The following is a 12,858-nucleotide window of genomic DNA, read 5'->3' as shown; positions in this document are numbered from 1 at the left end:
AAGTATATGGACATACTCAGGCATCCCGTATACTTTATATCCCTAAATACAGATCAGTGTCAATCAGCGATTCCCCCAATCCGACGGAGATAACATGCGTATCCTGCACACCGCCGATTGGCACATTGGCCAGACCCTGAACGGCTGGACCCGCGATCACGAACACCGCGCCTTTCTGACCACGCTGTGCGATGTGATTAAGGCAGAGTGCGTCGATGTGCTGCTGGTGGCGGGCGATGTGTTTGACGGGATCAACCCATCTGGTGAGGCGCAGCGACTGCTTTACACGGCCATCGCGGGATTTCTCCAGGTCAATCCTCGGCTGCAAATCGTGCTGACGGCAGGCAACCACGATCCTGCCCAACGGCTGGAAGCGCCAGAGGCGGTGCTGAACGCCCTTGGCGTGCATGTCCTTGGCACCTTGCGACGCAACGCGTCGGGTGTAGATATGGACCGCCACTTGATCGCCCTGCACGACGCAGCGGGTGCTCCACGCGCCTATGTTCTGGCCGTGCCATTCCTGCGGCAAGCCGATCTGCCGGGGCTGCCGTTGGGCGCTGAGGGTGGGCCAGAGCCTGCCGTAACCGCCGCGGCACGCGCACTGCATCTGACGATGACAAAGGCCGCTATTGCCCGCGCCGGTGGCCTGCCCATCCTTGCCATGGGTCATCTGACCTGTGCAGGCGGCCTTGAATCCGAAGGGGCGGAACGGCGCATCCTGATTGGCGGTGAACATGCAGTGCCCCCCGAAGTCTTTCCTCCCGCCTTGTCCTATGTGGCACTTGGCCACCTGCATCGCCCGCAATCGCTTGATGGGGGTCGCGTGCGCTATTCCGGCTCACCCTTTCCCTTGTCGGCAACTGAGATCGCTTATGACCATGGTGTGACGCTGCTGGATCTGGATCAAGGCTTTGCCCCCCGCCACATCCCCCTGCCCCGGCCAGTTGCCATGCACCGCCTGCCAGCACGCGGCAGCGCCCCGCTGGCCGAGGTTGCGGCGGGTTTGGCGGCCCTGAGCCTGCCAACCGACACACCCCGGGACGCGCAGCCCTTTGTCTATCTATCACTCTTGGCGGATCGCCCGGCGCCGCAACTGGCAGCAGAAGTTGAAGCCTTGATCGAAGGACAGCCATTTCGGCTGGCGGGCCTGTCGATCACCCGGCCCCATGCGGCGACTGTGCCCCAAGGCCCACCGCCAAGTCTGGCCCAGACCACGCCCGAGGATCTGTTCCAGACTGCCTATCAGCAGATCCATGGGCTGGCCCCCGATGCCGCCCATCTTGCCGCGTTTCGCGACGCTTTGTCCGAGGTTTGAGCCATGCGTATCCTTTCCATCTCGGGCGAGAATATCGCAAGCCTTGCCCAGCCGTTTTGCATCGACTTTACCACCCAACCCTTGGCAGGTTCGGGGCTGTTTGCCATCACCGGCGAAACTGGCGCGGGGAAATCGTCAATCCTTGATGCCATGTGTCTGGCGCTTTATGGCGATGCGCCCCGCCTTGCCGGGGGTGCCGTCGCAGACGAGGTTCCCGATCCTTCAGGCGAGGCGATCAAGGCTAAAGATTCCCGAGCCATCCTGCGCCGGGGTGCCGCACAAGGCTGGGCCGAGGTCCGGTTTACCGCGCGCGACGGAAAAGACTATATCGCGCGTTGGCAAACCCGGCGTGCCCGCGACAAGGCCGATGGGCGGCTCCAGAACGTGTCGCGTTCGGTGGCAAGGGTCTCGGACGGGTTAATTCTGGCCAGCCAGACCACTGCAGTGACCGAGCAGATCGAGGCACTGACCGGGTTTTCCTATGACGAATTCCGCCGCACTGTCCTGCTGGCGCAGGGCGATTTCGACGCCTTCCTGCGCGCTGATACCAACGACCGTGCTGGACTGTTGGAAAAGGTCACTGGCACCGGACTTTATCGCGCGGTCTCGGCCCGCATCTTCGAGCGGACCGAGGCTGCGCGTCATACTCACGACGCATTGACGCAACAGCGGGCCGCACATGAGCTCTTGTCGGAAGAGGCCCGCAACGCGATGCAGGCCGAACTGCTCGCCCTGAACGACGCCAATCGGCAGGATGGCGAACAGGCCAGGGCGGTGAAGGCGGCGCTCGAGCGTCATGCGCGCCACGCCGAGGCGACGCGCCAGCTGGCGCTGGCCGTCGCGGAGGAAACCCGCGCGCTGTCCGAACAGGGGCAAGCGGCCGAGGCACGCGCTTCGCTGTCCCGCATCGACAGCGCCACATCGCTGCGCGCACCATGGCAGTCGGCTCAGGAGGCCGGAAGGCGACTGCAGAATGCGGCTGACGAAGTTGGCCCGGCCAACGAGACCGCGACCCTCGCCGCTGAGCAGGCTCGGCACCTCCATGATCTCGCGTTGCAGGCCGCTCTTGATCTTGCCGCGACAGAGGCTGCTTTCAAGGCATTCGCCCCGATCTGGGACCGGGCCGCCGAACTCGACAGCCGCATCGTTTCGGCCATGTCCGAACTTGCCGCCGCACAGGCGCAGGCGGACACGCAAGGCGAAACCGCCATCACCGAGCGTCGAGTGCTCGAGGCGCTGCAGCTTGAGGAAACCACCAGCGACACTCTCCGGAACGACGCTAACGCCAGTCTCGTCGATCTAACCCCAGACGCTACCCTGGCCGATGACTGGCGGCAGATCGCACAGCGTATCGCGGACCACGCCGAAGCCCGCCGCGCCTTTGACAAAGCAGAGACCGAGGCCGCCACCCATGAGGCCGAGGTCGACCGGCTAATTAGGGACCTTGCTGATGTCGCAACCCGCACCGAATTGGACCGTGCCACTGAGGCAGATCTCGTCCGGCACGGTGCCGCCCTAGCGACCCGGATCGCCGAGACCGAGGCCGCCCACCCCGCCGCGCGGGGCACCGAACTTGCCGAGCTCGCGTCGGCTATCGCGGGCATGGCCCGGGCGGAAGCGGACCATGGCGCGGCGCGGGCAGACCTTGCCGACGCCACCACGGTCGGGGTGGCCGCCGCACGGGACGCCGCAACCTCGCAGCAAGATCATGCTGCGGCGACATTGGCGCTGTTGCAGGCCGAGGCGCAAGTGGTTGCCCTGACGGCCCCCACTGAACGGGCCGGTCTGGCCGCATCGGATGCCGCCCGCGATCTGCGGCTGCGGCTCGAACCCGGCGCCCCATGCCCGGTGTGCGGATCGGTCGATCATCCAACCCATGCCGACGCCGCTCTGGCAGAGCTTGCCGCGCAGTTGCGCAGCGATCTGGCGACAGCACGGCAAACGGCTGAGGCGAGCCGCACCAGGCAGGCCGCTATTCTGCGGGCGCAGGACCGCGCCCAGGGTATGGCCGATCAGGCCAAGGCAATTGCCGAAAAAGCAACCGCCCGCCTCACGACCACTCTGGCGCAATGGAACGGCGCACGTGCAAGGGCACTTGCCATACGCCAGTGCCCGGCTCTGCCTGACCTGCCGGGTGACGACCCAGCCCATCTGTCCGCCGTTGCCGATGACATCGCCGCCGCCCAGACGGCCGAAGCCGCGACACAGTCAGAACTGACCGGACTGCGCAAGGATCTGGGTGATCTCGGTGCCCGCCGCGACGTCCTGCGCGCCGCACTGTCAGGTCAGACCGAAACGCGGGATCGCCTGACCACCAAGCTTTCCACGGCCCGCAACCTCTACGCGCTGGCCCGGCGTGCGGCAGAGGTGGCGCAGGAACAGGCCCGTCGTCAGGCGTTGGCACTGACGCCGCTGCTGGAAAGCCTGAGCGAGCCCGCCAATGCGCTTGACGACCCCGACCTGACGGCACGGCTGTCGCGCAGGGTGGCCCGTGTCGTCGATCTGCGAAACGCCCGCGACTTGGCCACAGACCGCATCGTGACCCTCGCGCCGCGGATCGCCACCGCGCAAAGCAGGGTCGACACCGCGGACGCGCAGGCTCGGCGCTTGCAGGACGCCGTCGCAATCCGTCATGCGGATCTCGAGGCTTTGAGGGACGAACGCGCGCCCTTGCTGGACGGTGAGCCCACGTCGCAACACCGCACCCGTCACAACGACGCTCGCAAAGAGGCATCGACCGCACAGGATACGGCGTCCAAGACGCATGCCACCGCCGCGAGCACCGCGGCTGCGGCAATCGCCCGCGCTGAGGCGGCTTTGGCCGAGATGGCCGGTGCAGAACAGGCGCGCGACGTGGCGCAGGCGATCCTCACCGAAGCACTGGCATGCACCGATATGGCCGCAGGCGATCTCGATGCGCTGTTTGCCCAGCCGGTCGCAGAGGTTGAGGCTTTGCGCCGTCGGCTCCGGACTCTCGACGATGCGGTGACAGCGGCCCGGGCCACCCGTGCCTCGCGCCAACTCGACTTTGATGCTGCCCTCGCCGCAGGCCTTCCGGAAGAACCCTCAGAGGCCTTGGCGGACGCGCTCGCCACGCTCGAAGCCGCAATTACCACCCGGGCCCAGAGGACAGGGGCCATTCAGGAAGAGTTCCGGCGGGACACTGCCACCCGGGAAAGTCTTGCCGGGCTGGAGGCGAAGATCGGCACGGCCCGCGCAGAACTGGACGTGTGGCAGGCGGTGAACCACGCCGTTGGCTCGCGCAATGGCGACCGGTTCGCGCGGGTCGCGCAGTCCATCACACTAGAGGTTCTGGTCGATCACGCCAACCACCACCTCTCCCACCTGAACCCGCGCTACCGTCTGCGCCGCGCCGCCGATCTGGCTCTTCAGGTCGTGGATCGCGACATGGGCGACGAGGCGCGCGCCACCCGCAGCCTTTCGGGCGGAGAGCGGTTCCTTGTGTCACTTGCCCTCGCCCTTGCGTTGTCGCGCATGGGCGGCAAGGGCGGGCTCGTCGCCACGCTGTTCATCGATGAAGGCTTTGGCTCGCTTGATGCGGTGAGCCTCGATTTGGCGATAGACGCACTGGAAAGTTTGCAGTCCCAAGGCAGACAGGTCGGCGTGATCAGCCATGTCGAAGCCATGAAAGAGCGTATCCCGACCCGGATTGCGGTGCGCAAACAGGGTGGCGGCAAGAGTGTTGTCGAGATCAACGGCTTGGTTTGATGCGGGCCGATTCTGGATATGTGTGACGCGTTAGAGCTGCCTGTCAATAAACGGTTCCAGGCCCTGCAATTGCAGCAGTTTGCTCAGCACCGCCCTTGCCCATCGGTTGCGACAATTTGAGTTCTCTGACCGAATCTCGCCCCCCGGCCTCGCCGCAGCGCCCTTTAACTTATCATAGTATCGACTGCTTCCGGGTGAGCATCTGGTTGACTGGGCAGCCTCAGACGTGCACTGCCTCCTGACTGCGGAGGCGAAACCACGCCTCTCGGCGGCCATAGACCTTGCGCACCTAGAGGTCAAACTGCCCCGCTTCATGGATCACTTGTCTCCACGTCCGGCATCCATAACCCCCTGGCTGCTCCTCAGGGTGGCGTTCGGCGATCCAGTTGGCAGCTGCGTCGACTGGCGTCCAATCGCCCTTCGCCAATGCCACCGAAGCCTCATTCAAAGCAGTGGTTATCGTTGCCAGGTGCCAAGGTATACGACAATGAACGAGAAAGTTTTGCAGGTCAGGCAGGGCAAGCTGGTCCATAAAGGCTTGGCGCGCATGTTCCTTTTCGAGGACCCACCCGCGTAGTCCATCATATGCAAAACTGATGCGCTTCAAAGCTTGGGTCAGGGTTCGCTGCGCAGTCAGACAGCCCTCCACGGTCCGCAGATCTTCTTGCTTGAGAAATTGATGGACAAGATTATTGCGGAGCAAGACGAGGTCGCGGTGTTCGCCCGAGATGCGTGCGAATTCCTCGGTGAAGAATGCAAGGTAAACCCTGAACGCGACGGAAGCTGCATCGGTGATCTCTTCGGGCGGGGCCTTCTGCCCCTCGGGAACAAGGAACATGCCGAGCATTTCATTGACTAGCCCCCCATTGTTTTCCGTTTGGTCTCAGCAACGCGGTTGGCCAGGATTTCTTCAATGTCGGCGATGGGTGACGAAAGCTGCTGCGATATGGTGATGGCCTTCATCAGAAGTTCATGGGCCTGCAACCGCAAAAGGCACCTTTACCCCGTTCGGTGTCGAAAACCTTCGTGAACTGATCGCCATGGAACGCGACCGTCAGACCTGAACCCCGACGGCCTTCACCGGATGGATACGATTGAACGGACCTTTGGCCAACCCAAAAACGTTAGCAACTCCACCAGACCGACCGGATCTTTCCCCCACCCAAAAGCCTGATCCGGCGAGGATCCGGAATGACGTGTTTCAAAAATAGTTTCTCTTTGTGTCGCAAGGCGCGCCAGTGAACATGCAAATTTCTATTCATTTGGATGAAGCCGCCGCTCACTCGAACGCGACCGCTTCCTCCTCGTAATCGTCATCTCGCGCGGGCTGGCCATCGGTGTCAATCTGTCGGTTGATGATCCGCTTGCCAAGTTCCTCGCTGACCAGCCTCGCGCGGCCTGCGAGAAACGTGTCATAATCGTTTTCCCACACTCCGAACTCATCCAGATCACCAACCAGATGCGACTCCATTGTCGTTGCCAGTGCCTTATTCGATTTCTTGAAAGTCTTCATGTAGGTTGCGGGCGGCTTGGCGCGAATTTCCCGCTTGTTCAGATAGTCATCCACGATGGTGATGTTGAGGATGTTGTTGATCCGCCATTCCTCGATATTCTTCTTTCCAAGATAGGCACGTGGGAAGAAGTGGTGATAATTTTTGCTGTTCGCCTGTTTCAGCCAGTAATTGCGGATGCTGACAATGGAATTGTCACTGAACGATTTTGGCTGGTGGAAGGCGTAAAGGCACAGGATCGCCTTAATTGAGCTGCGGCCGGTGTTGAACCAACCGTTTTCGAGCAGGAAGTCGGGCGAGATGTCCACCGCCCAGTCATAGTCGGGTGATTTGTCGTCGAGAATGTGATCAATTCGACGCACGTCCTGTCCAAGCTTGCTTTCGACGGATGACGAGTAGCGCCCGCCAAGCGAGCAGCGCCAGAAGAAATCCTCCAGTAGCGGGCGCTGTTCAGCGGACGGCTTGTCCGGGTGGTGGTAGAAGAAATAGGCGAACGGCACCAAGAGCGTATTGTAAGGCAGCAGTTGCGACACCGGGATGCGATAGCTGTTGCGGAAGAACTCCACGGCACGCTCAAACGCATCGACCGCGCGCGGCCAAGCGTCGACGAAGGCGGTCTTGCCGAGCTTGAGGATCGTCTGCTTCTTGCAGTCCTTTGTCAGGATCAGCGATACCAGCTGCAGCAGCGTCGAATCCGAAATTGTCTCATAGTCAAGGGGTTCGAGCCTAGCGACCAGCTCTTCGAATTTTTCGGCCAGATCAAATTCGCGTGGCTCGTCATAGGTTTTCGCCACCATGATTTCGAACACGCTGAGCGGCTTGCCGCCCACATTTATGCGCGTGAAGATTTCGGTCGCGACGTCGATCGGCACGTCTTTCACGAGGATGATCGAAAAGTCGTAAGACTCGATCCGGCGCCGGTATTCAGAAAGTTTCTCATGATAGTGCGCCGGGTAGGCCACGAGCTGCTGAAAACTGCCATGGATCAGGTCGCGCAGTCTAATCCATGTCCCGTCTGCCAAATCAGCGACCTCGGAGACAACGATCTGGTCGTCCTCGTCGGCGTCGAGATTGATGAACATGTCGGCGAAATCGTCGGTCTTGCCCGAGTTGCGCTCCACTTTGATACCGCGCAACGACGCATAGAGGCTGGTGAGGCGCTGTTGGCCATCAAGCACAAAGGATACGGTTTCGCCGTCCTTCGGCTCCGGCAGCGGCGTGTTGCCGAGGTCACGGACGCTGCGAAGCCGGTCCTTCGTTGACCAAAATATGAAGGTTCCGACAGGGTAACCCTTGATGATGCTGTCAAGTAGCGCAGCTGACTTCTGCATGGTCCAAACGAAATCACGCTGGAACTGCGGTATCTTGATCTGGCCCCGTTCGATGTCCGTCAGAAGATTGGTGTAGTTCGAATGCGTCGGACTTGGCAGAATCATGCAGTAATTTCCCCTTAGTGTTGCTTGGCGTGAATCGCCTTTTGCGAACTATCGTTCAATGAAAGGCCCGAGGCGAGTGATAATGTGGCATTGATTGACGCTCTGTATTGAACCACCTCGGGTTTACCGGAGGGCAAAGCTCTCGGAGAATTGCCCTCCGGTAGACCCGGGGTGGTTCATTCATCCATAGGGTGAACGACCGCTTAACCGGGCTTCAGCAGCTGCCATGCAGCAGTGCCGAAAGGCAGGTTTCCGCCCTTCGCGTCATTCGATTGCCTTTTCCCTCTAATGAAAATCCCGGCTCGGGAACAGCTTTTTGGCCTGTTCGCGCGGGTGGCGGGCGGTTGATCTGACGCTGCCACCGACAGGCCGTTTCGTCTCATCCGCCCGCCCGTCGTTTGACGGAATAATCACCGGACGGCCGAGGGTGGCCAACAGCGGCGATACATCCTCGACATGTTCTGCGATCAGATGGATGACCGGACCGTCGCGTTCGATCCGGCCGTGCACGCGGACGAGGCGACCGGCGATCACTGCTTTGCGGAAGGTCTCGTAGACCTTTTTCCAGACCACGATATTAGCGGTGCCGGTCTCATCCTCCAGCGTCAGAAAGATCACGCCGGAGGCGGTGCCCGGGCGTTGGTGGGTGATGACGAGGCCGGTGACGGTGACACGGCCCTTGGCCTCCGGCAGCCGGTTGTGCGGCAGGCTTTCGGGCAGACGCGGGCGCAAGAGTTCCATCGGATGCTGGATGCTGCCAGCCGCCGCCCCGCTGATCGCGATGCTTTGGCTCAGCGCATGCGCGATGGGCAGTTTTGACCCACGGCAAACTTGCCCGCCCGTGGTGGAATACAGCGTGGCGGATCAAGACGTTGCTGCAGCCGAGATCGAAGCAATGCCAGAAGGTGCGGTCGTGATCAGGATGCTCAACGATTATGCCGTTTTGCGCGACCAAGCGCGGGTCTGCCGGTGAAGGCCAAGCCGTTAAATTTGGGATTTTTACAAGCCATTGGTTCGACCGAGGCGCTAAGGACTATTCCGAACACGGGTTCGAATCCATGTAGTGATGCCGTTGCTTCGCTAAACTATCCCACTTACGGTACGGGCAAGTTTCAGTGCGGAGTTTCTCATGCGTTTTTGCGGCCGGGTTGACGAACTTAATGAGCTGATTTCGCGCTGGAAACTCGCCAGCGACATTGCGGCGCCTGCGCCCCAGCTGGTGATCCTGAAGGCCGAGCGCGGGGTCGGAAAGACACGCCTTGCCCTCGAGTTCTATCGTTGGCTCAGTGAGAACGTCGATGCCAAGGGCCCCGATGGATACTGGCCGGATTCGTCAGGGATTTTTGACCGTAGCAGTGACGTCAATCCCGACCCATACGCATGTCGCTATGATCAGTCCCTGCCCTTCTTGTGGTGGGGTATCCGTGCCGCCGACCCCGGGACCGAGAACCGCATTTCCGGGGATGCGATCGCATCCTACGACAGGTTCCTCGCTCCGCATCTTGTCGCGCTGACCGTCAAGGCGCGGGCAATCAAGAGCGGCAAGGCACTTCTCAGCGTCTGGCGGGACGTGGCCAAGGGAGAGGCCGCCAGTTGGTCGGGCTATGATACGGTCATGTCCGTCGGCGAAGGTCTGTTCAAGACTGTCCAGATCCTGCGTGGAACGCTGGATCAGACACGAACATCCGCCTTGGGCGAGATCAACAAGAAGTCGATCAACCGCGTTGACACTATCCTAGAAGACCTTGAAACCGTCCTCAACACCCGCTCGCTTGGCTTTGCCAAGACGCCTGCCGTCATTCTGATCGACGATGCCCAGTTCACTCCCGAAGATCCTGGTCTCGCCGATTTCTGTGAAAAGCTGCTGCATATGGTAATGACCCAGAGGTGGCCGCTGATGGTCATCGTCACCCACTGGAAGCGAGACCTCTCTCCCGAGTTCATGCCAACCGAATGCTCTTTCGCGGGCGTACTTCACCATGCAAGAACCCGGCCGCCACATGAAAACGGCCCGGTTGCCGGGTTGCCAGGTGGATACCTGACCGACAAGAACACGGTCGAAATTGATCTCGCGCCAGTTCCTGACCTTTCCGATGCCTTGACGGAAGCACAGCCAGGTCTTCTGCCGGATCAGGCCGCAGCCCTACTGAATCATGCGGGCGGCAACCCCCGCCATCTGGAACAGATCATCGCCTTCCTGCGTGAAAACGAAGAGTTCTTCGAAGACTACGACACTGCCAACGCCCTGACCGAAGACGGTCTGCGCGAAGCGCTGGAAGAGACGCAAGACATCTTCAAAGTCGTCATGCGTCGCCTGCGCAATGCCCCGGTCGAGGTGCAGGAGGCGATCTGCCTTGCCAGTCTGCAAGGCATGCGCTTTGTCTCTGCTATCGTGAACGATCTGGCCAAGGCATGCCTTTCGGGCGACCGTTCCGCAGCCTTGAAGGAGGCGAGCGATCCGTTCAGCATGGTGTCTGTCCGCCATCAGGCCAGCATTGCTGAGTTTTCGGAACGTCTGTTCTACCTTGTAGCCGAGAAACGCCGCCGTTCCCTGAAGGGACTGAGTGACACGGCGGCCCTGACAACGGCTTTGCAAGACATTCTGCTCGAGCGCATTAGAGACATTGATGTTGAAGCCGTTGACGATATTGACGGGTCCGTAATGACCTTGGGGCTCGCGGCAGAAGCTTTTGCGAACAGCTCACCCGCCGTCGCATTGATCGCACTAGAGATGGTTATTAAAATCGAACAGAAGCGGTATGCCTACACCGCGGCCGTTGCCGTAGCGGATCGCTTTTACAAACTTTTCCTCTCCACCCCTCCGGAGAGTCGCGCCCTAGACATCTGGGCGATATCCGCCGTGACGGATCTCTTTATAGCTGAAGGCGAAAATGAAAAGGCGCTAACAGTCTTAGAAGGTTCTTTGGATCGCGCACGCAGTGCTGCGCAGGACCAGACGCCGGAGAACTTGCGGTATCTGGCCGCTGCACTGAATAAAACCGGTCGCGCTGCCAGCGCTTATGGTAATTTAAAGGGGGCAATCGCGGCTTGGCGTGAGGGATTGACCATCGCACGCAATTTGGAGATCCGGCTGAAAACGTCAGAAAGCCGTAACAATCTGGCGATCATGCTGGATGATACTGCCGAGGCGTTATTTGCTTCGGGCGATCTAGCGCAAGCATCTAAGCATTGGCACGAAAGTCTGGATATAAGGCGCGAGACGGCCGCGCTGTCGCAGACGGTAGAAAATCTGCGCGCGGTCTCAGTCTCGCTGATCAAGAACGGCGATGTCGCGGGGTCGGCAGGTGATCTGCCAGCGGCGGCAATAGCATGGAAGGAGTGCTTGGAGATCAGACGGAATTTGGCCACGCAATTGCAGTCGCCTGAAAGTCTTCGTGATTTGTCCATCGCGCTGACGAAAGTCGGCGATGCGGCTATGGTGGTAGGTGAAGTTTCGTCTTCCGCATTACATTGGCAAGAGGCACTATTGATCTCGCGCGATATGGTCGAGCGAATGGGAACACCGGAAAGCCTACGAGATTTATCGATTGTATTGACGAAGATCGGCGATGCATCCGAGGCTGCTGGCGACATGACGAAAACTGCAGCCGCATGGCAGGAGGCATTGGACATTCGGCGCAGTTTAGCCGAGCGCTTGCAAACACCTCGCAGCAAGAATGATTTGGCGGCTGCGCTGTCAAAGGTCGGGAAGGGCGCAATGTCGATGGGCGATCCGCACGCAGCTGCAGCGGTCTGGCAAGAGGAGTTATCTGTCGCACGCGATCTAGCCACGACGTTCATGACGCCCGGATACATGCGCAACTTTTCGCTCGCGCTTATCAACACAGGCGATGCTGCTTTAGCTCTTGGGGATGTGGAATCAGCCAGAACTGCTTGGCACCAGGCCTCAGACATCCAACACGACTTGGTCACGCGCCTGCAAACACACGAAAGCCTCAATGATCTTGCTACTACGTTGAATCGGTTGGGTCATGCGGCCATGAAGGCGGATGATTTCGAAAGTGCCAGATCAGCGTGGCAACAGGGATTGGAAATCAGTCGAGCTCTTTCGGCGTATTTGCAAACACCCGGGAGCCTACGCAGTCTGGCAGTTTCACTGAATATGGTGGGCGATGCCGCGATGAAATTGGGTGATCCGCTGGCAGCTGTGGAGGCTTGGCAGGAGGGTCTTGAGATAACGCGAAGCTTGGCAGAGGATCTGCAAACACCCCAAAGTTATCACGACCTTATAGCCGCGCTCGATCGCCTTCGCGATGTGGCAGTCGAGATCGACGATCTGGAAGCAGCGGTATTGGCCTGCCGGGAGGTTGTTGAGATATCTCATGATTTAGCCACGCGGCTAGGCACGCCAGACAGCCAATGGAATTACTGCGTTTCTCTACACAGTTTGGCTAGAACATTGATTGAGACTGGACACCTGGCGGAAGCTCAGAGATTCATCGAGAAGGGAATGGATTACGCTAAAACGCTCCAACCGAAGGTGCGAGAACAGGCCACCGCCGTATTCGCCGAACTTCAACTTCTCACGGAGTGATTTTTGGGGGCTAAGGCAACTACTAGAAGACCGCAAAAAGCCCCCGCTTTTTAGGGGGGCCTCGTCAAACGTTGAGGTGGCGTTGAGGTAAAACAGCAGGTGCTATACACAAGTGTTTTAGTCGGATTCTAACCATTTGGAAAGGTTAGATATTTTGGTTGCGGGGGCAGGATTTGAACCTGCGGCCTTCAGGTTATGAGCCTGACGAGCTACCGGGCTGCTCCACCCCGCGTCCGGTCCGAGGGCATTTTGTGCGATCGGGTATTTGTATCGTATTGAGAGTTATGTGTCTCTTTTTAGGTTTGGCGGTGA

The 12,858-nt window shown here is 60.0% G+C and carries 7 protein-coding genes and 1 tRNA gene; 4 read left to right on the top strand and 4 right to left on the bottom strand.

The window, feature by feature from the left end:
• The first annotated feature begins 94 nt into the window (after window positions 1-94).
• Both D1012_RS10335 and D1012_RS10330 read left to right on the top strand, forming a co-directional pair.
• Complete coding sequence (locus D1012_RS10335) at window positions 95-1,315, top strand: exonuclease SbcCD subunit D (RefSeq protein WP_118151863.1); 1,221 nt, start codon at window positions 95-97, stop codon at window positions 1,313-1,315.
• 3 nt (window positions 1,316-1,318) lie between these two features.
• The gene (locus tag D1012_RS10330; protein WP_118151861.1) at window positions 1,319-5,044 is read left to right on the top strand and encodes an AAA family ATPase; all 3,726 of its coding nucleotides are present in this window, start codon (window positions 1,319-1,321) and stop codon (window positions 5,042-5,044) included.
• A 289-nt stretch (window positions 5,045-5,333) separates the two neighbouring features.
• On the opposite strand, the gene D1012_RS10325 is transcribed toward D1012_RS10330, so the two are convergent.
• The 3 genes from D1012_RS10325 to D1012_RS10315 form a co-directional block, all read right to left on the bottom strand.
• On the bottom strand, window positions 5,334-5,882 hold the full coding sequence (locus D1012_RS10325) for an LOTUS domain-containing protein (protein ID WP_147335667.1): 549 nt from the start codon (window positions 5,880-5,882) through the stop codon (window positions 5,334-5,336).
• Window positions 5,883-6,323: 441 nt separating this feature from the next.
• Window positions 6,324-7,991, bottom strand: a complete 1,668-nt coding sequence (locus D1012_RS10320) for a DUF262 domain-containing protein (RefSeq protein ID WP_118151857.1) — start codon at window positions 7,989-7,991, stop codon at window positions 6,324-6,326.
• A gap of 285 nt (window positions 7,992-8,276) precedes the next feature.
• On the bottom strand, window positions 8,277-8,732 hold the full coding sequence (locus D1012_RS10315; RefSeq protein WP_118151855.1) for an exodeoxyribonuclease VII large subunit: 456 nt from the start codon (window positions 8,730-8,732) through the stop codon (window positions 8,277-8,279).
• A gap of 10 nt (window positions 8,733-8,742) precedes the next feature.
• Here D1012_RS10315 and D1012_RS10310 point away from each other — a divergent pair, with 10 nt between their 5' ends.
• Both D1012_RS10310 and D1012_RS10305 read left to right on the top strand, forming a co-directional pair.
• Entirely contained in the window at window positions 8,743-8,964 is a 222-nt protein-coding gene (locus D1012_RS10310; protein ID WP_118151853.1) for a hypothetical protein, read from the top strand.
• Window positions 8,965-9,120: 156 nt separating this feature from the next.
• Window positions 9,121-12,546, top strand: a complete 3,426-nt coding sequence (locus D1012_RS10305; RefSeq protein WP_118151851.1) for a tetratricopeptide repeat protein — start codon at window positions 9,121-9,123, stop codon at window positions 12,544-12,546.
• Window positions 12,547-12,701: 155 nt separating this feature from the next.
• On the opposite strand, the gene D1012_RS10300 is transcribed toward D1012_RS10305, so the two are convergent.
• Window positions 12,702-12,778 (bottom strand) — tRNA-Met (locus D1012_RS10300).
• Window positions 12,779-12,858: the final 80 nt, after the last annotated feature.

The sequence above is a fragment of the Pseudotabrizicola alkalilacus genome, assembly GCF_003443995.1.
GTDB lineage: Bacteria > Pseudomonadota > Alphaproteobacteria > Rhodobacterales > Rhodobacteraceae > Pseudotabrizicola > Pseudotabrizicola alkalilacus.
The sequence above is the reverse complement of the archived record's forward strand: the minus strand, read 5'-3'. Positions and strand labels throughout refer to the sequence as shown.